The following is a 19830-nucleotide window of genomic DNA, read 5'->3' on the forward strand; positions in this document are numbered from 1 at the left end:
GGACGGCGCGGCCGAAAATACAAGGAGGGCTGCGATGCTCCGTTGGAGCGAAGAACAGGTTATGTACCGGCAAGCGGTTCGCCGGTTCGTTGAGACGGTAGTGGCGCCCCAACGGGAGGCCCTGGAGTTCGAGGGACTCCCGCCCTACGACGTCCTTCGGCAGTTCTACAAGGAATTCGGGGTCGGCGAATCGGCGCTCGAACGTTTCGAGGCATCCATGTCGGGTGGTCCGCGGCCCCCGCGACACGCGGCCGAGAAGCTGATTCCACTCGTCGAGTTCGCGCGGTGTAGTCCGGGCTTGGCGGTGGCACTGGGAACCAGCATCGACCTCACCGCCGGAGCCATATTGCGTGCTGGATCGCCCGAACAGAAGCGACGGTGGGTGCCAGATCTGCTGACGCTCAAAAAGATTGGTGCTTGGGCTATTACCGAGCCGGAATCGGGCTCCGACGCGTATGGCGCAATGCGTTCCACCGCGCGGCCTATCGCGGGCGGATGGCTGTTGAACGGTAGTAAGACGTTCATCAGCAATGGGCCTTACGCAGACACGCTGGTCTTTATCTGCAAGCTTGACGACGGCACAGACGCCGACCAACGCAGACGCCAGATTGTGACTTTCGTTCTCGACCGCGGTATGTCGGGCTTGTCGCAGAGCAAACCGCTGCGCAAGATGGGTCAACACTCGTCGCCCACGGGCGAGTTGCAGCTCGAGGACGTTTTCGTCGCAGAGGATCGGCTACTGGCGGGACCGGCGGACAGCGGAAAGAAGACGGAGAAGAAGGACAAGGGCAGCTCCGGCGCAAATGCCACGTTCGCGATGGAGCGTGCGAGTATTGCGGCGACCGCGCTGGGAATCATCGAACGGTGCCAAGAGCTCTCGGTAGATTACGCGCGCACGCGCGTTCAATTTGGTCACCCGATCGGCGATTATCAGCTGATTCAGTTGAAACTGGCCAAGATGGAAGTGGCTCGGTTGAACGTCGAGAACCTGCTGCTGCAGTACATGTCCATGGCCGACGCCGGCGTCAAGCCCTCCCTTGCTGAAGCGTCGGCGGTGAAGCTGTACGCGGCTCAGGCGGCGATGGAAGTCAGTCTCGAGGCTGTGCAGGTCTTCGGCGGCAACGGGTACATGGCGGAGAATCACGTCGAGCAACTATGTCGCGATGCAAAGGTCCTCCAGATCTACGGGGGCACCGATGAGATTCAGGTGCGCACGATTGCGCGAGATTTGATTGTGCGCGGCGGGTGATCGACGGTTCCCGCCGCTGCGCCATGCGCTAATCGAGCGATCGGTCTAGCCACGAGCTTGACCGACCGATCGGACGAAAATCGAGTCAATACGTATGACCAAGAAGACCAAGGTGCGTGAGATTGTGGTGTTTAACAACCCTTTTAGATCCCACTGGATCGCCATCTAATCGGTTGACAGATGCGCAAGCGATTAGACATTGAACCAATCTATACAGTATGGTTCCATACTATAATTCAAACTCTCGACCTTGGGGTGATTGATGGTGAAGGTAGTAGTAGTCGACGCAGTTAGAACCCCGTTCGGGAAGCGCAACGGCGGCTTCGCTGGAATCCATTCCATAGACCTGCTGGGCGCCGTGCAACGGGCGATATTTGAGCGTTCCGGCGTAGATCCTGCGGTCGTCGACCAGGTCTTCACGGGATGTGTCGCTCAGGTGGGCATGCAGGCTCTCAACGTCGGCCGAAATGCCTGGCTCGCAGCGGGCCTCCCGATCCAGGTGCCCGCGATAACACTCGATGCCCAATGTGGTTCGTCGCAACAGGCGACGACGTTGGGCTACTCCGCGATCGCCTCCGGCACCGCAGAAGTCGTTCTCGCGTGTGGTGTCGAGGTGATGAGCAAGATCAAAATGGGTTCGACGGTTCCCAAGGAGCCCGACGTTGGCAAGCCAATCAACAGGAGCTACTGGGCCCATCATGAATACACCAGTCAGTTCGAAGGCGCCGAACGGATGGCCGAGAAGTGGGGAGTCACCCGGCAAGCCGCCGATGAATTCGGCAAGCAGTCACAAGATCGGGCCGCGGCGGCCCTGAAATCCAATGCCTTTGGGAGCCAACTGGTTGCCGTCACCGCTCCAGTGCTGGGGGCCGACGGTGAGCCGACCGAAGAAACGGCCACGATCACTCGGGACGAGGGCGTTCGCGAGACCACGCTCGAAAAGCTGGCAACGCTCAAGCCGACGGGCCGCAAGGACGGCGTCCACACCGCCGCAACGTCGTCGCAGATCTCCGATGGTGCGTCTGCGGTGCTGATGATGTCCGAGCAGCGTGCCATGGAACTAGGCGTGCGGCCGCTCGCGGAGGTCGTGGATGCGGTGATCGTCGGTACGGATCCCGTATTGATGCTGACGGGACCCATCGACGCGACACGACGAATCCTAGAGCGCAACCACATCACGATGAATGACATCAACCTGGTGGAGATCAACGAGGCATTCGCGTCAGTGGTCCTCGCATGGGAGCGTGAAACCAAGGCGGACATGGCGCTGGTCAATCCCAACGGTGGAGCGATCGCGCTGGGACATCCGCTGGGAGCGACCGGAGCTGCGCTCATCGCCAAGGCCGTTCACGGCCTAGTCAACGGAGACGGCGAGCAGGCGCTCGTGACGATGTGCTGCGGCGGAGGGCTCGGCACCGGGACGTTGATCCGACGGTTATGAGGCGGGTCCAGCCTATGGACCTTCACACCCGTTGCGGCACAGACAAACTCGCCAGAGCAACTGGGGCCGGCATGATCAGTGCTTTCCAGCAAGGCAACACCGCTACCGCGTCGATATGGAGGATAAATGTTAGACCTTGAGACGGCTTCGGCCATCGTCACCGGTGGGGCCTCTGGACTCGGCGAAGCGACCGCGCGCCGGCTGGCTGAGCTTGGTGCGCACGTGGTCATTCTCGACCGCAATGAGCAAGCGGGTAAGGAGCTCGCCACTGAGTTGGCGGGCTCCTTCTGTGCGGCAGATGTCGCAGATACGGAGGCCGTCGAAGCTGCGGTCGCGGTCGCGACCGAGGCGGCGCCGCTGCGCGCGTTGGTCAACTGCGCGGGGCTCAGCAGGGCAATGCGAACGGTCGATCGTAAAGGAGTTCCGTTCGATTTCAAGCGGTTTGAATTCGTGATCCGGGTGAATCTGCTCGGCACATTCAATTGCATACGTCTCGCCGCCGCCGAGATGGCCAAGCAGGAGCCGCTTGCAGATGGAGAACGTGGAGCAATCGTAAACACCGCTTCGGTAGCGGCATTCGACGGTCAAGTCGGACAGGCAGCCTACTCGGCCTCCAAAGGCGGTATCGTCGGTATGACGTTGCCGATCGCCAGAGATCTTGCTGCGCTGGGCATTCGAATTAACACCATTGCTCCCGGTCTTTTCGACACCCCCATCTATGGGCAGGGCGAGGCGGCGGAGGACATGAAGAAGAACCTGACCAAGGATGTCGTCTTCCCTGACCGCTTGGGGCAGGCCGCTGAATTCGCCTCGCTAGCAACGGAGCTGCTCACGAATAGCTACATCAACGGTGAGACGATACGGATCGATGCAGCCACTAGGCTAGGGCCGCGATGAACGCTATCGAAGCTCCTCCCGTGCTCGTCGAACGCCGGGATCGTGTTCTGGTCATTGCACTCAATCGGCCCGATGCGCGCAACGCCATCAACAGTGCGATGACGACGATCCTCATCGACGCTATCCGGGCGCTAGACAGCGATGCCGGTCTGTCGGTGGGCGTTATCACGGGCTCGGGCAAGGGTTTCTGCTCGGGCATGGACCTGAAGGAGTTCGCGTCCCAAGGCACGCCAAAGGGCCTGGACATGTTGCTCAGGGAAGGGGCCCGAAAGCCGCTGATCGCAGCGGTGGACGGCTTTTGCCTTGCGGGCGGCCTGGAATTGGCGCTTATCTGCGACATCGTCGTAGCCTCCGAGCGATCGCGGTTCGGGATTCCCGAGACCCAGGTGGGATTGTTCGCAGCGGGCGGTGGTGTGATCAGGCTGCCCCGCCGAATGCCCTATGGCGCGGCGGCACGAATGGCCTTCTCCGCACAACCCATCGGAGCGGAGGAAGCCGCTCGAATAGGATTGGTAACCCAGCTCGTCGCGGACGGCGAAGTCGTCGCCGAAGCGTTGAAACTTGCTGACAACATTGCCCGTAACGCGCCGCTGGCACTGGCGGCGTCGAAGGCCGTGCTGCAGGCGGCCGCAGGCGGGCTCACCGAAGACGACCTGTGGACCATGCAGCTACCTCTCATCAAGCAGGTCTTCAAGTCGCAGGACGCCAAGGAGGGCCCACGTTCATTCGCCGAGAAGCGCGCCCCCGTGTGGCAGGGTGTCTGATACCCCGGCCGCCGGTGATCGCCGGTTGATCCCTCGATTGCCCACATCCGTGCGCAGTGGCCGCCAACGCTAAGGGACGAGAATCACTTTTCCCTTGGCCCTGCCCTCCTGAACGATACGAATTGCCTCAACCGCGTCAGCCAACGGCACCGAATCCGAAACGGGTGGTTGTAAACCACTGTCGGAGACGAACTTTACGAGACGCTCCAGTTCTTGGTGAGTCCCCATCGTGGATCCTAGAATTCGAAGATTGTTGACGAATACGCGAGCGAGATCAGTTTCCGCCTTGTAGCCGGCCGTCCCGCCGCCGACCACGATGGTCCCGCCCCTTCGCACGCTCTTAATCGAGTGGTCCCACGTCGGCTGGCCGACCGTATCCATGACGGCGTCGACGCGCTCCGGCAACCTCGTGCCGGTCGCGAACACCTGCTCGGCGCCGTAGTCCAAGGCAAGGATGCGGCGATCATCTTCGCGGCTGGTCGCCCACATCCGCAGGCCTGCAGCTTTTCCGAGCATGATCAGGGCCGCCGCCACGCCGCCGGCGGCCCCCTGGACCAGCACCAGATCGCCCGGTCGGAGGTCGGCCGTGACGAACAGCATCCGGTATGCCGTTAACCATGCGGTCGGCAGGCAGGCCGCTGCCTCGAAACTCATCCCGGCGGGTTTGTCGATGAGATTTCTGCGCGGCACGCGGACCATCTCGGCGAAGCAACCGTCGACGCCCTCGGACAGTCCGTCCAGTGCCGGGTCGACCAGCGGATCACCGGACCAATCGGGTGAGTTGATCAAGTTGTAGATCAGTACTTCGCGGCCATCCCCGTCGACACCGGCAGCATCCATTCCCAGGATGCGCGGAAGCGACTTCGCACCAATGACGCCACCGGCTGCGGTAAAGACGTCGTGCCGGTTGACACTGCTGGCGCGGACATGGACGACTGCCCAATCGTTGTCCGGGGGTGGGGGATCGGGTCGCTCACCAACCCTGATTGCCTTTGCCGGATCGGTGGGCTCGAACGAATCTATGTACGCGGCGAGCACGGCGCCTCCGATTGGTTGGTCGTTGGGCTCAGGTTTGACTTTGGTTGGTTTGGTGTGGAATTCGGTGAGTCATTGATCGTTGCGAGCAGTCGATACCTGATCAGATCTTCGGCTTCGGCAATGATCCGCGAGACGAGGTTCCCCACCGTGGGGATGTCGTTGATAAGCCCCATCGACGTCCCCACCGACCAGATTCCGGCGTCGAGATCGCCTTCGCGGTAGACGGTGCGGCCGCGAGCACCGGCAACCAGTTCTTTGACGTCGACGAATTGCCCTCCGCGGTCCAGGATTTCCACGACCTCTCGGGAGACTGCGTTGCTGGCAACCTGAGCGGTGTTGCGCAGCGGCCGGAAGATCAGCTCGGTATCGAGCTCAGTGCCGCTGACGATAGCTTCCTTGACGTTCTGATGGATGAACGATTCGACTGTGCACATGAATCGCGATCCCATGTTGATGCCCTCGGCGCCAAGGCTCTGCGCCTTCTCGGCGTGCCGCACCGAGGTGCACTTGTGAAGAACCTTGACTCCGTTGTCGTGGAGCATCGGGAGGTGCGGTCCGGGATTGGAACCGGCCGTCTCGACGATCTTGACTCCAGCGTCGACGATCGTCTGTCGATATTCGTCATAGGGAGGGGGATTGATGGTGGGTAGGATTGTGAGGTTCACGTCGAACGGCTTGTCCGTCAGCGCACGTGTTTTGGCGATTTCGTTGGCCAGTTCGACGGGGGTGGGCTGGGTCAATGCAGTCAGAAAGCCCAGGGCGCCGGCATTGGCGACCGCGGCGACCAGTTCGGCGCGACCCACCCACTGCATTCCGCCCTGCACGACGGGGTGTTCAATACCGAAGACCTCGGTGAACTTTGTCGACAATCCCATCTCGGGTACCCCTCCTTTGTGCGCCGACGCGTTTCGTGTTCTGCGAGCCCGGCTGTCGCCCGCAGACTCAAGTCCATTCGCGCAGAACAGATTCGGTATCCGCTCCAGCCTCACCAGGCGGGACGATCGGTGCGGACGGGGTTCGCGAAAACCGCGGCGCAGGCGCGGCATGCCAACCGTCGTCGATGTTGACGAGGGTGCCGCGCTGGGCAACGTGTGTTTCCTCGGGGGCTTCCTCGAACGACAGAATCGGTGTCACGCAGGCATCGCAGTCGGCGAAGACGGCGGCCCAATGGTCTCTGTCGTGCGCCGCAAAGGCCGCACCGATGCGGGCGCGAAGCTCCGGCCACCTCGTCCGATCATGTTGAGCAGGCAGGTTTTCGGTCATCAAACCCAACCCGTCGATCATCAACGCGTAGAACTGGGGTTCGATGGCTCCAACGGCGACGTGTCTGCCGTCGGCGCACACGTAGGTGTCGTAGAAGGGTGCTCCGGTATCGAGCAGATTCGTGCCGCGTTCGTCAGACCACAACTGATTGGCTCTCATCGACCAGATAATCTCGGCGAGCAAGCTGGAGCCATCGATCATCGCTGCGTCCACGGTCTGACCCCTGCCAGAGTTTCGGCGCTCCCAAAGTGCCGCAAGGATTCCCACCAGAAGCAGCATCGAGCCACCTCCGAAGTCACCGACCAGGTTCATCGGAGGCAGCGGCTTTTCACCGGCACGTCCAATGGCGTTCAATACGCCATTCAGCGATATGTAGTTGATGTCGTGTCCGGCCTGGTGTGCGCGAGGTCCCGTCTGTCCCCACCCAGTCATTCGCGCATAAATTAGTTCAGGGTTGATGTTTTCGCACTCGCGGGGTCCAAGACCAAGTCGCTCGGTGACACCCGGTCGGAGGCCCTCGATCAACACGTCGGCCTTGGCGATGAGGCGGAGTACTAGCGCACGACCCTCGTCAGCCTTCAGGTCGGCGGTCACCGATCTCCGGTTGCGTAGGGTGTAGTCGACCCGAGCCGGTCGCCCGTTGGCCGGTTTGGCCTGGGGCCGATCGATGCGCACCACATCGGCTCCGAGGTCGCCCAAAATCATGGCGGCGTGCGGGCCGGGGCCGATGCTCGCCAGTTCAACGACGCGAAGCCCATTAAGTGGTCCGGCCACAGCGACAACCCTTTCGCAGTATGGGTAGGTCAAACCCGCCCGATTGAGGCGACGCATCAGCCGGGGGTTCAATCGTTGGACGCTGCTTGTTGGCCGACACGCGGCTGGCTGGTTCGCGCCCGGATGCGCGTCACACAGATTTGATCAGGTTTCAACCGATCGGTCAACATGGTCCTGCGGACGGCTGGATTTACCTCCTGAGATTGCGGTGTGGCGGGAGTAGTTTACGGGGACGGATGATCCATCGATATCGGGATGATGGGAGTTCGGGGGCGGGCCGCGAGGTGCCACGGGGCAGCGGCTGTTATCATACGAGCGGTTGAATACGATGTCTGCTATGACGCCGGCGGGCGGCAGGTGGATCTCAAGGCGAGAAAGATGGGTCAGGCCAACGGCGAAGCGCAAGCGGTGCGGCCGCGGCGGGACCTGTCCCGATCCGGCGATTCACGGTGCCCGTTGATGAAAGGAACCTTCGTCATGCCCGAGCAACCTGGTGTGCTTCCGGTCGAGCTGAATCTCGGCTCTCTTGTCGAAGCCATCGGAGAAGCCATACCCGAGCGACCGGCTATCATTCATCGCCGGGTTACGGTGACTTTCGAGCAGTTCATTGACCGATCTCGCCGCCTCGCGTCGCTCCTGGCGGGCCGCGGCTTCGGATGCTATCTCGAGCGTAATCAGTTACTTGGTCACGAAATTGGGCAGTCGCTCATGGGGCAGTATCTGTACAACGGTCCCGAATATCTCGAGGGGATGATCGGCGCCTACCGCGCTAGGGTCGCGCCTTTCAACGTGAACTATCGATACGTTGCGGGGGAGCTTGCGTACCTTCTCAACGACGCGCGTCCCCAAATCCTGCAGTACCACGCACAATTCGCGCCGACCCTGCGTGACGCTCTGGCGATGACTGATCTGCAGCCCCTTCTGCTCCAGGTCGCCGACGATTCAGGCCATGAATTGCTTCCCGGGGCGCTGGACTATCACGACGCCCTCGCATCGACGGACCCGATTTCTCTCCCCGGCTCATCGGCAGACGATCTCTACGTGCTGTACACCGGCGGCACCACAGGAATGCCGAAGGCCGTGCTCTGGCGGCAGGCAGACGTCGCGGTTACCACCATGGGCCTGATCGACCGGCGCAACGCGCGGGAGTGGTCGTCGCTCGACGACGCCGTTGTAGCAGCTCGTCAACGGTCTTCAGGACGAAGCTTGCTGTGCGCACCACTGATTCATGGCGCGTCGCAGTGGGGCGCGATGCAAGCCCTTGGTCGAGGCACCACGGTCGTCTTTCCCGACGACGTGAAGTCATTCCGGGCCGCCGATGCGTGGGACACCGTCGCGAGGCACGGCGTGACGCAGATGTCCATCGTCGGAGAGGCATTCGCCGGCCCGTTGGTCGAAGAACTCGAACACCAGCCCCGCGACGTGTCGTCATTGCGCTATCTCGTCAGTGGCGGTGCGGCATTGAGGCCGGAGACAAAGGCGCGACTCATTGCCGTAGCCCCGAATATGTCCGTGCTGGAGACTATTGGCTCCTCCGAGACTGGGATCCAGGGCAGTTCGTTGGTGTCAGCGTCGTCACAACAGAGCAAGCGCGAGTTCACCCCCGACTCCCGCACGCGAGTGGTGGCCGAGGATTTCACACATTTCCTCGAACCTGGCCACGACGGCACGGGCTGGCTGGCGTCGGCTGGCCGAATCCCGCTGGGATACCTGCGCGATGAAGCCAAAACGGCAAAGTCCTATCCGGTGGTCAACGGTGTGCGCGTGAGTGTGCCGGGCGATCGGGCTCGACTTTCGGCTGCTGGCGCGATCGAATTGCTCGGCCGTGACTCAATCACCGTGAACAGCGGAGGCGAGAAGATCTTCGTCGAGGAAGTCGAATACGCGGTGCGTGCACACCCCGACGTGATCGACGCCGTGGTCTGCGGGAGGCCCAGCGAGCGTTGGGGCGCAGAGGTTGTGGCCATCGTTACTTTGCGCGCCGATCGCCCGCACATCGCGCAGGAGATAACCGAGGCGGCCAGCCAGAAGATTGCGCGCTACAAGCTACCCAAGGCCGTCGTCGTCGTCGAGCGCATTGAACGTAGTCCGGCAGGCAAGCCGGACTACCGGTGGGCGGTCGATGTCGCGACCAAGGCACAGTCGACGTAGCCATAGCCCAACCGCGCTGAGGGTCGACCGGGTCGCGGTCAGCGGTACAAACCAGAACAGCAACAAGGACCAACCGTGTCGTTGGAGGCGTGGGTAATCCAGGGGAGCATTCTCCTGCACGAAATGCCGCGTGCTCCCACGAAACAGACATGACGACCAACTGTGCGATCGTCGCGGCGGGTGTCGCCGGTGGTTAGCCCAGCCTGGGAGTTGGCGTGAATTGAATGGGCAGGTAAGCGCAACTGCGGACTTGGGTACCAGTCATGCGGGGCGGGTCACCATCCACGAGCTCGTAGTCTGGGATGCGCTTGTGCAGCTCCTCGAGTGCCAGTCGTAGTTCTTGCCGGGCCAGGTGTGAACCGAGGCAGCGGTGCACGCCCATGCCGAACGAGACGTGATGGTTGGGGGTGCGGTCGATGTGAAGCTCGCCGGCATTGCTGAAGTGATCGGCGTCCCGGTTGGCCGACGAGAGCAACAGCAGAATCTGGTCGCCTTCAGCGATTTGCACGTCACCAAGCATGGTGTTGCGCGTTGCGCGACGGCCGAGGCTGGCAGCTGCCTCGTACCGAAGGATTTCCTCTACTGCCGCGGGGATGTGATCAGGGTTGGCAACGAGATCAGCTCGTTGATCGGGATTGCTGGCGAGATTGATGATCGACCAGGCCAGCGAGCCTTGAGTGGTATGGAGGCCGGCGATCGCCAGCAAGAAGAACATCTGACCGAGTTCAGCGACCGTGAGCTCTCGGGTACTCCCGTCCGGCTGCTCGATCGGCGCCAAGATGATCTGGGCGGTGAGGCTGCCCATGTCATAGTCGCCGCGCTTGACGCGCTCAATCACGTCCGCGAAGTAACCGTAGACCTTAAATGCCGCTTCGGCCTGCGCCTGCTGGGATTCTTCAGCGGACTTGCCGGGCAGCCCTTGCAGTGCGATGTCGGTTGTCTCACTAAACATTTCAGCGTCCTCGAGCGGCCAGCCCATGAGCTCTAGGAACACGCGTGTCGGTAGCGCGTGAGCGAAAGCCTCGACGAATTCGCACTCACCTTTCTCACAGAACTGGTCGATGAGATCGTTGATCGTCGCGCGCACGCGGGGCTCGATCTCTTGAAGCCGTTTCGGGGTGAACAGCGGGAGCAGCACCTTACGCATCACAGTGTGTTCGGGAGGGTCAAGCTCGATAGGCATGAGCCGACCTTGCGAGACATTGGCAAGGTCGTTGGGGAAACTGGAGAAAGTCGTAGCGTCCCTGAGGACTTCGCAGACCAGGTCGTACCGCGTAACGACCCAGTAGCCCTTTTTGGACTGGCTGTACACAACGGGCGCCTTGTGCCGGAGCTCGGCCGCCCGTTCCTGCCAGGCAGTGGGCGTGGCCACCAGCGTAGGGTCGTGCACGTCGAAATCGACGACGAGGTCCTCGGGAACGTGTGTTGGGACTGGCACCGTATTCCACCTTTAAGCGAATGACTCCGAGCCCGGGCCATGATTCGGCCCAGGTTCAGACGATCGGTTGAATTAGTGATTCTCACCATACCCAAGCCAGATCCCGCTGCCAAGTTTCGCCACTCTCGGGCTTCGCGCGCTAACAGCAATGACGTGCACATCTACCTACTCCGAACGCATAATCAGGCGTAGGAGGACCGGCTTCGGCTACGGCCAGAGTGCTGTCGACCGAATGGTCGGCGATACCACTGCGGCCGCTCTTGTGAACCACGCTTTTGTGAGATGCAGATAACCTGCGCCGGTGACGTAAGCCGTTCAGTGGACGTGAGCGGCCTGGCCGGCCCCGTGTGCGCCCTAGCCCGCCACAGCGGCGAGCTCGATCGCCGCCGGACCCGCCAATGGCACGGAAAAGACTGGCGACTCCAGTTTCGGTCGCGGGGCTTCGCCGACGCGTGGAGTCAGCATGGACAAGGTGTTATCCCAGGTCAGCCAGTACGATCCGGGTTCCAAATGTTGGCAGAACGATCCGCGACCATAGCTGACATGGCCCGAGATCTCGACACCGAACCCGTTTTCGCCGTGAATGATCACACGCCAGGCCGTGTGATCCTGAAGGTTGACGAAGCGATAGGAATGAACCTCGGACGTGCTTTCGACTCGCCAGTTCGGGTCGGTTACGGAAGTCGGATTCACACCCATTCCTTCTTCTCTCAGCAGTCATCGGCCGGACATCTCAATCCCCAGGCGGCCCAGTCGATTAAGCGAGAGACAAGAGTGCCGACGACCGAGACGTTACTACGGATGATGCCATAAACAACTCGGACGTTGGGCAATGGAGGAGCCGATGTTCGACCGACCGATCGGCACCCTAATCGCGTCATGCCAAAACGGTAACCCGTTGCCGCGCTGCAACTCCCACCCGCATGATCTGTCGCCGAGCCCTTGCTCTGCGCGACACGACCGAGGAGCGCAGATCGAGACGATCAGGGGCTGCCCCGTTGGACGTTTGCTTACTGCTGACCTACGCGGGTCGAGCGTTGCGTGCCCAGCATCGCGTCGTCGAGCCGCGCGCCCACCCCATCGACGTGTCTCGGCGGCCCCAGATTGCCTGCTAGGCAAAGGGTTATATCCGGAACCGTCGGACATCGCACGCGACGTTTCCGAGATCTGTTTGCCCGATTTCTCATACCCAAGTCGCAAGTGTTCAGATGGAGGTTCATTTCCAACTTCGGCTGCACCCCCCCGGAACATGTCGCTGGTTGCTACGCAAACGGTGACTGATGAATCCGCGTGACTAACATCTCGCGGTCGACTCCACTGTCGGCGACTGTGCGCCGAGCTCGTCCGCTTGATGCCGGATCGCGCGCAACAGCACCAGTGCCAGAGCGGTTATCCAGACGGAATATCCGAGCGCTGGACACCAGAATCCCACCACGCCGTTCCAGGCGAATGGACCGGACTTGAAGAGAATCGCCAGGACGGGGATATCACCCATCCCGATCATCCAGATCGTGAGGTAGGACATCCACCGCGGAAAGGCGGTGTAGCGTCCGTCCACGTCGGAGGTGAATCCGATCACGATCATCGGAAGCAGTTGGAGGGTGAAGGCCGCGATCGGAGTCAGGAAGGTCAGCCAGGACAATTCATTGAATGTCGCCGTGATCTCCGGATTGCGTTCAGCGGTGAATCCGGTGACGTACCAGAACAACACCGGGAGAGCGAAGAAAAGGGCGCCCAGTGTGCTTGCCATTGCCTGCAGCAGTGTCCAAATCGGAAAGCCGGTCTCGTGCCGCCGCATTTGCATGGAGATCACGGCGGCAATCGGGAGCCAGAACCCAGCGGTACCCATCATGATGATTGCGCCCACCAACAACGTCTTGTTGTGCTCAGAGTAGATCGCGGCGACTGCTGCGGGAGGTAGCTTCGGGGACATCGGTGGAACCATCCCCATCAGCACGATAAACGCAAGGGCATACACCAGTGCGCCGATGAGCCCCATCCAGATGAGGTATTCCTGAGCACGCTTTCGCATGATGCCTCCGTCACTGTTTGCGACCTGTGTCATCCAGTCCGACGACGAGTGTGTCTGAAACCCATTGATTCGTAGCCGGTCTCGAGAACATGTGGCTGGCCGTGCGGACGTTCGCTGTCAAGGTGTGTCACCGGACAGTTCCGCTGAACGAGAGCATGGGCAGGTCGATTTGGGTATGCACTCCGACTGAAGCGTCGCACGCAAATGGCACAGCATTCACCACCGTTGCGGCCGTGGAGTAAAGGGCGTCGTACATTCCGTCGCCGTCAGGCTCCCAGAACACGTTGTACGACGGTGTGCCCGTCACTCTGATTTGGTAGAAGGCATTGGGGTGCGCGGCATACGGCCATTCCGTTTTGACGCGGCCATCGATGGTCCACGCTTGGCTGTAGCGGACGCGTTCGACTCCTCGGGTGAGCATGGTGTAGGTGGTGCGCACGCCCGCGACGGTGCCCTCCGCGATCGCGCGTCCCGCGAACGAATAATCCTGGTCGGCCATGATGAACTCATGAGCCGAATGGCGTTCGTCGACCTCGAAACCCAAAGCTGCACCGAGGAAGTCGCCACCCGCGAACATCGCACTGTCATTGAGAGTCGAGTACAGCTTGGGTTGTTCGCGGTCTAGGTCCGCTCGCGTCCATCCGAAGCCCATGGCATCGAAGATCATGTACTCGCTGAGTCCGGTCAGCGAACCGGGGGAGTACTCGACAACTTCGATGTGACTGACCTCGCCGTTCAAGCTGGTAAGGCTGGCGGCGAGGCGATCGGAGAAGAAGCCGGTGTTGATACCACCAGCAAAGAAGGTGGATCCCCCTTGGGCGCAAGCTTTTTCGATCCGTGCCCGTCGACGCCCGCCAATGCGCATGTAAACCGGACCCACCTGGGTCACGACATTGATGCCCGATTCGAGCAGCCGGCAGAATAGATCGGCATCCGACCAGAACCCCGAATATATGACGGCATCGGGGCGCAGCGCGATCAATGCGTCGGTGTCGTGGGTGGCCAGGACGCCGGTCTCACGGTGGAGCCCGGCCGCCTCGCCGGCGTCTAATCCGACCTTCGACGCGGAATGAACCCAACAGCCGATCAGGTCGAGATGGGGATGCGAGCCATTAGTAAGCATGTCGAGCGAAAATCGCCCCTGGTTGCCGGTTGCCCATTGCACCACGCGGTACTTCTCGCGCGCGAAGCTTCTCATGGGTCGATGAACAATTCTGCTCCGTCCCACGTTGAGGGTGACGCGCTGGAAGACCGCGTTGCGGGAAATCTAAGACCGACACATCTCGATGTCAACCGATCGGTTGATAAGGTCCTCGTGGCTGAGGGCAGTGGAGGCCGGGCGGACCGGAATCCGTCGACCGCACGTTGGGTCGCGGTGGCCTCATCGGCTACCGGCCTGGGTCGCGCTCGGCTCTGGTGGCAGCTCGAAGCCCGGCGACAGCTCAATCGATAGGTTGAATAACTGACGCCAGACCGAATCCCGCCAGCACGTATGTCTGATCAATACAGCAGTTACAGTGCATTTTAACGCCCTTACCGCCGCGTTCTGTAGTCGTCATCCGGTCGACCGATTTGCTGGTATAGCCTAGGGATTGGCCGGCCGGATAGAGCTCCTCAGGGATCTGAGGTGGAGACGGATGGAGGTGTCATGACCGCTACGGCTGATTCGTTGATAACGGACGAACGATTCGAGGTACACAATCCCGCCAATGGCCGGGTGATCGCGACAGTGCCCGTGCACGCGGCCGAGCAGGTCGCGGTCATGGCGGCAGGCCTTCGTGCCGCTCAACCGGAGTGGGAGGCCATCGGCCCGCGTGGCAGGGCTCGACATCTGCTCGACTGGCTGGACTGGATCATGGACAACGAGCGTCGACTGCTGGACCTCGATCAGGCTGAGAGCGGCAAGTCGTGGGGCGACGTCGCCATGGAGACGTCGATTGCGGTCGAGATCATCAACTACATCACCAAAAACCTCGATAGGTGGTTGGCGGATCAGAAGGTTTCCACCTACGGGCCGGCCAACGTGGCCAAGAGGTTGCGGGTGCACTTTCGACCGCACCAGTTAGTCGGCGTCATCACTCCCTGGAATGCACCGTTGGGGATGCCGATGCTCGACGTGCCGTTCGCACTCGCCGCGGGAGCAGCCGTGTTGACGAAGCCCTCTGAGGCGACGCCGTTGACCTGGGTCGAGGTGGTGCGCGGCTGGCGCGAGGAGATCGGCGCGCCGCCCGTGTTGGGGTGCGCGACCGGCCTGGGTGCCACCGGGGCGGCCGTCGTCGATCAGGTCGACATGATCCAATTCACCGGATCGACCCGAACCGGGCGGGCGATCGCAATTCGTGCTGCGGAGCGGCTCATTCCGTGCGGCCTGGAACTGGGCGGCAAGGACGCAATGATCGTCCTCGACGATGCGCCGGTGGATCGGGCTGTCGCGGCGGCGGTCTGGGGCGGCTTCTACAACTGCGGGCAGGCTTGCATCTCGATCGAACGTGTCTACGTCCACGAAAAGGTCTACGACGAGTTCGTCACCAAGCTTGCCGAGCAAACCGCAGCCCTGAGGGTCGGCGTGGACACCGACCATTCGTTCACCAAGGACGTTGGCGCGCTGGTGACCCCGGCGCAGGTCGACATCGTGGAACGCCACGTCAATGACGCGGTGGCCAGGGGGGCGCGCGTTCTGACCGGGGGTGAGCGGCGCCCACCGGGCAACTACTTCCTGCCCACCGTTCTCGTCGATGTCGACCACTCGATGGACTGCATGACAGAGGAGACGTTCGGACCCACGCTGCCGGTGATGAAGGTGCGCTCCGAGGACGAGGCGATCTCGCTGGCCAACGATTCGCCCTATGGGCTCTCCGGAAGTGTGTGGACCTCCGATCCCGACCGAGCGGTGCGCGTCGCCAAACGGCTCGAGACCGGTGGGGTGTCGGCCAACGCCGCGTTGGCGACGCTGTTTCAGTCGCCGCTGCCATTTGGTGGCTGGAAGGAATCGGGCTTGGGGGCGCGGTTGGGCGGGGCGCACTCAGTGCAGAAGTACTGCAGGACACAAGCCTTCGTCGCCGATCGCGTCACCATCGGGAGCAAGGAACCGCAGTGGTATCCGTACACGCCGACGAAGGCCCGCATGGTCAGTGGAGCGATCCGGCTTCTGGGCATGCGCGATTGGCGGAGGCGGCTAGGCCTCCCATCACAACGAGACAGATCTCGACCGAACGTTTGACAACTAAATTACAGCAATTTAGCATTGCATAGCCCAGCTAGCCGAGAAATATCAACCGATAGGTTGAGGATGTTGAACGGCTTTATGCGCGGAACATCCAGACAGGCGGCGCCAGGCTCACGGCGGAAGGACCACGATGACCAGCTTCGATAGGCGGACCGCGGAACGCAGCGGTTTGGAGATGGGCCTCGGCGTAGGGACCGTCCAGATGCACGGTTGGCCCTACACCGATTTTGCGACTGGCTGGTACGTGATCGGCTATTCCAACGAGATCAAACCCGGCGAAGTCAAGCCAGCAAAGTGGTTCAACGAGGACCTCGTCGCGTTCCGGACCGAATCGGGCGCCCTGTCAGTGCTCGACGCCTACTGCCCCCACATGGGCGCTCACCTCGGCAAGCCCTCTCCGTCGGAGTTCGGTGGAGGGGTGTGCGGCGAGACCATCTCTTGCCCCTTCCACGGGTGGCTGTGGGACACCGAAGGCAGGAACGTGGACATCCCTTACCGTCCCGGCAGGCCGACCAAGGCAAAGATCCGCAAACGGCACGTGCGCGAGATCGACGACATCATCGTGATGTGGTACGACCACGATCAAGCTGAGCCGACCTACGAGTGGCCTGGGCTGCCGTGGTTCGGCGACAAGTCCAACTACTACCCCATCGACACCACGGTCGACGGACCGTACCTGGCGAAACCGCAGTTCCCGTTCGAGAATAGCGCCGACCCACACCACTTCAAGTACGTTCACGGCTCCTACCTGGATGCGGAGTTTTCCGACTACAACGTCGACGGACCCTATGCCGAAAACGTCATGCGGCTGATGTTCGGAGGGGGTAAGGACAAGACCTGGCTCACGCCTGACGGCCCCGTTTTGGGTTATGTCGACAACTTCTTTTGGGGTGCGTCACTCGGCGTCGCCCGGTTCCGGATCGATGACTTCGTATGTATCCATCTCCCCACTCTCACACCCGTCGATGACAACAATGCAATCTTCTTCAGCACTGTCACCGCAACGCGTGAGCCTGGTGACGACGGTGATACGCCTCATGGGCGGAGCGGCCAGATGATGGCGGCGCAACATTGGCAGATTCGCAATGACTTTCACATCTGGCAGAACCAGAAGTACATCGTCAAGCCGATTTTCACTGGGACCGAGGAACAAACTCGGTACGCATTCATTCGGCGTCACTTCGACCAGTTCTATCCCAACCCGGTCTATTCAACGGGTAACGACAACTAGGCATCCGAGCCGACCGTCACAACACAGGAGTTGAGATGAAGACCCGTACAGCGATCGTCCGGCAGTTACCGGGCGAGTATGAGGTAGCGGAACTAGAACTCGAAGAGGCCGGAGTCGGTGAGCTCACGGTCAAGATGGTGTCGGCCGGCTTGTGCCATTCTGACGATCATTTGGCCACCGGTGACATGCCAATGGCAAGCCTTCCCTTCGCCGGCGGCCACGAGGGTGCCGGCGTTGTGGTCGATATCGGTTCTGGTGTCAAGGGATTCGCCGAGGGCGACCATGTCGTGTTCTCATTCCTGCCCGCGTGCGGGCATTGTCGCTGGTGCGCGTCCGGGATGCAGAATCTCTGCGACCTGGGAGCCAATCTGCTGCTGGGGTCTCGATTCGACGACCCGACCAGCTTCCGGTTGCACCTCGACGGGCAGCCCGTGGGCCAAATGGCTGGATTGTCAACCTTTTCCGAATACACCACCATCGATGTCAACAGCGCCATCAAGATGCCCAAGGAAGTGCCCTTGGAGCCGCTTTGCCTATTGGGCTGCGGCGTGGGAACCGGGTGGGGCTCGTCGGTGTACTCCGCAAATGTGCAGATCAACGACACGGTGATCGTTATGGGTATCGGGGGCATCGGTATCAACGCCGTGCAGGGCGCCGCGCATGCCGGGGCCGCTCATGTCATCGCTGTGGATCCGGTGCCCTTCAAGCGGGAACTGGCCGAGAAGCTGGGCGCTACCGAAACATTCCCGGATATCGAAACTGCGGGGGAATTTGCTCGCAGCGTCACCAATGGCCAAGGCGCAGATGCTGCCATCGTGACCGTCGGCGTCACCACCGCCGACCACGTGACGCAAGCCTATTCCACCATTCGCAAAGCCGGGACGTGCGTGATCACCGGAATCGGCAACTACGCCGAAATGGCCGCCAACATCCCGCTGATGGATCTCGTACTATCGCAGAAGAGAATCCAGGGCTCCCTGTACGGACAGTGCAATCCGTCGCGAGACATTCCCCGGCAACTCGAGCTGTACCGGTCGGGCACACTCAAGCTCGACGAGTTGATCACCGCTCGCTACACCCTCGACCAAGTTGCCCAGGGCTATCGCGACATGCACGCCGGCAAGAACATCCGCGGAATCGTTACCTTCTGATGGAGGCCCGGACAGCGACGCCGACTGAAGCCGACGGCTCGGTCCGCGTGACGGTGACAGATTACGTCGCGACGGTCACTCTCGACCGGCCACCGGTAAACGCGCTCGACAGATCCACTCTGCTAGCACTTCGCGACGCCTTCCGGGGGCTCAACGATCGTCGCGACGTGCGCGTGGCGATCTTCACCGGTGCGGGGACTCGCGCGTTCATCGGCGGTGCGGACCTAACCAGCTACGGGAGCCGTTGCGCGGACGAGCCACCAACGGAGACGGTCGATCTCGGACTCATCGCGCGCGAGGCTCAATGGGCTGTCACGGACTGCGCCGTCCCGGTGATAGCTGCGGTGAACGGACCCGCGATTGGCGGAGGGGTGGCATTCGCCGCATGCTGCGACATGATCGTCGCCGCCGACCACGCGACGTTTGGCACTTTGGAAATCAATGTCGGTCTGCTCGGTGCCAGTTCGCAGCTGTCTCTGATGGTCGGCAGGCATAAGGCCCGTGAGATGTTCTTCCTGGGTGAAAAGGTTCCAGCTGCCGAGCTCCATCGCCTCGGTGCAATCCGCGCGGTCGTGCCACCCGACCAACTGATGCACACGGCTCACGACCTCGCCGCGCGCCTCGCCGAGAAGAGTCCGATAGCGCTGCGATTGGCCAAGGAGTCGATGAATCGGGTGGAGTTCCTGCCGCTCAAGGACGCCTACCGCACGGAGCAGGACTACACGAACCGGCTCTTGACGTTCGAGGACAGCAGCGAGGCGCGCGCCGCATTCCTGGAAAAGCGTGAACCGCAATGGCGTTGGCGCTGAGGGAAGTTACCCGATGAAAGTACTCGTTGATTCGACCCTCTGTGCCGGGCATGGCCAATGCGCGGCGCTCGGTCCCGACCTGTTCACCCTCGACGATTTCGGATACGCGGAGCAGCCGGACGGACAAGTTCCGGAGCATCTGATCGACCAAGCGAAGCGCGGTGCCGAAGCGTGCCCCGAGCGAGCGATCACACTTATCGAGTAGTCCGCCGCCCTGAGGGAATCGGCATCTCCGGGATCAATGGACAAGACGGTTACGCCAAAAATCCACCGGGACCAGGTGTCGCACCGATAGGAACCCAATGCCATTCGACCGGCGCGTGACGCGCACAGAAAGGGATCATGCGAGCCAACACGCATGAAGCG

General features: G+C 61.6%; 17 protein-coding genes. 10 read left to right on the plus strand and 7 right to left on the minus strand.

The features are described from left to right. Positions 1-61: 61 nt before the first annotated feature. The 4 genes from OK015_RS02000 to OK015_RS02015 all read left to right on the plus strand — a co-directional run bounded on the left by OK015_RS02000 (position 62) and on the right by OK015_RS02015 (position 4351). Positions 62-1249: an acyl-CoA dehydrogenase family protein gene (locus OK015_RS02000; protein WP_326498538.1), complete on the plus strand. Its 1188-nt coding sequence runs from the start codon at positions 62-64 to the stop codon at positions 1247-1249. Positions 1250-1511: 262 nt separating this feature from the next. After that, positions 1512-2690, plus strand: a complete 1179-nt coding sequence (locus tag OK015_RS02005; RefSeq protein WP_268128865.1) for an acetyl-CoA C-acyltransferase — start codon at positions 1512-1514, stop codon at positions 2688-2690. Positions 2691-2816: 126 nt separating this feature from the next. Further along, on the plus strand, positions 2817-3587 hold the full coding sequence (locus OK015_RS02010) for an SDR family NAD(P)-dependent oxidoreductase (protein ID WP_268128866.1): 771 nt from the start codon (positions 2817-2819) through the stop codon (positions 3585-3587). Next, positions 3584-4351, plus strand: coding sequence for a crotonase/enoyl-CoA hydratase family protein (locus tag OK015_RS02015; protein ID WP_268128867.1), 768 nt, complete (start codon positions 3584-3586; stop codon positions 4349-4351). Before OK015_RS02010 ends, OK015_RS02015 begins: the two co-directional genes overlap by 4 nt. Before the next feature lie 69 nt (positions 4352-4420). On the opposite strand, the gene OK015_RS02020 is transcribed toward OK015_RS02015, so the two are convergent. From OK015_RS02020 to OK015_RS02030, 3 genes are all read right to left on the minus strand, one after another. Further along, on the minus strand, positions 4421-5389 hold the full coding sequence (locus OK015_RS02020) for a zinc-binding dehydrogenase (protein WP_442791190.1): 969 nt from the start codon (positions 5387-5389) through the stop codon (positions 4421-4423). After that, positions 5371-6264 (minus strand): NAD(P)H-dependent flavin oxidoreductase, encoded by an 894-nt coding sequence (locus tag OK015_RS02025; RefSeq protein WP_268128869.1) that lies wholly within the window; start codon positions 6262-6264, stop codon positions 5371-5373. The genes OK015_RS02020 and OK015_RS02025 overlap by 19 nt, the downstream gene beginning before the upstream one ends. A 67-nt stretch (positions 6265-6331) precedes the next feature. Then, positions 6332-7426 carry a CaiB/BaiF CoA transferase family protein gene (locus OK015_RS02030; protein WP_268128871.1) on the minus strand — a complete coding sequence of 365 codons (1095 nt, stop codon included), beginning with the start codon at positions 7424-7426 and terminating at the stop codon, positions 6332-6334. Positions 7427-7903: 477 nt separating this feature from the next. On the opposite strand from OK015_RS02030, the gene OK015_RS02035 reads away from it, so the two are divergent. Further along, the gene (locus OK015_RS02035) at positions 7904-9577 is read left to right on the plus strand and encodes an AMP-binding protein (protein WP_268128873.1); all 1674 of its coding nucleotides are present in this window, start codon (positions 7904-7906) and stop codon (positions 9575-9577) included. 193 nt (positions 9578-9770) lie between these two features. Here the strand turns inward: OK015_RS02035 and OK015_RS02040 are convergent, their stop codons facing one another. From OK015_RS02040 to OK015_RS02055, 4 genes are all read right to left on the minus strand, one after another. Continuing rightward, complete coding sequence (locus tag OK015_RS02040; protein ID WP_268128875.1) at positions 9771-11015, minus strand: cytochrome P450; 1245 nt, start codon at positions 11013-11015, stop codon at positions 9771-9773. Positions 11016-11369: 354 nt separating this feature from the next. Beyond that, a complete protein-coding gene (locus tag OK015_RS02045) occupies positions 11370-11708 on the minus strand; it encodes a hypothetical protein (RefSeq protein ID WP_268128877.1) in 339 nt (112 codons plus the stop codon). 601 nt (positions 11709-12309) lie between these two features. After that, positions 12310-13047, minus strand: a complete 738-nt coding sequence (locus tag OK015_RS02050) for a hypothetical protein (RefSeq protein WP_268128878.1) — start codon at positions 13045-13047, stop codon at positions 12310-12312. Positions 13048-13174: 127 nt separating this feature from the next. After that, on the minus strand, positions 13175-14245 hold the full coding sequence (locus OK015_RS02055) for a hypothetical protein (RefSeq protein WP_268128880.1): 1071 nt from the start codon (positions 14243-14245) through the stop codon (positions 13175-13177). A gap of 450 nt (positions 14246-14695) precedes the next feature. Between OK015_RS02055 and OK015_RS02060 the strand changes: the two genes are divergently transcribed. From OK015_RS02060 to OK015_RS02080, 5 genes are all read left to right on the plus strand, one after another. Beyond that, positions 14696-16267 carry an aldehyde dehydrogenase family protein gene (locus tag OK015_RS02060; protein WP_268128882.1) on the plus strand — a complete coding sequence of 524 codons (1572 nt, stop codon included), beginning with the start codon at positions 14696-14698 and terminating at the stop codon, positions 16265-16267. 136 nt (positions 16268-16403) lie between these two features. Continuing rightward, a complete protein-coding gene (locus OK015_RS02065) occupies positions 16404-17504 on the plus strand; it encodes a Rieske 2Fe-2S domain-containing protein (RefSeq protein WP_268128884.1) in 1101 nt (366 codons plus the stop codon). Positions 17505-17539: 35 nt separating this feature from the next. Continuing rightward, positions 17540-18655: an NDMA-dependent alcohol dehydrogenase gene (locus tag OK015_RS02070; RefSeq protein WP_268128885.1), complete on the plus strand. Its 1116-nt coding sequence runs from the start codon at positions 17540-17542 to the stop codon at positions 18653-18655. A 47-nt stretch (positions 18656-18702) separates the two neighbouring features. After that, positions 18703-19464, plus strand: coding sequence for an enoyl-CoA hydratase-related protein (locus tag OK015_RS02075; RefSeq protein WP_268128886.1), 762 nt, complete (start codon positions 18703-18705; stop codon positions 19462-19464). Between the two features lie 13 nt (positions 19465-19477). Then, a complete protein-coding gene (locus OK015_RS02080; RefSeq protein WP_268128888.1) occupies positions 19478-19669 on the plus strand; it encodes a ferredoxin in 192 nt (63 codons plus the stop codon). Positions 19670-19830 lie beyond the last annotated feature (161 nt).

It is taken from the genome of Mycobacterium sp. Aquia_216 (assembly GCF_026723865.1).
Lineage (GTDB): Bacteria > Actinomycetota > Actinomycetes > Mycobacteriales > Mycobacteriaceae > Mycobacterium.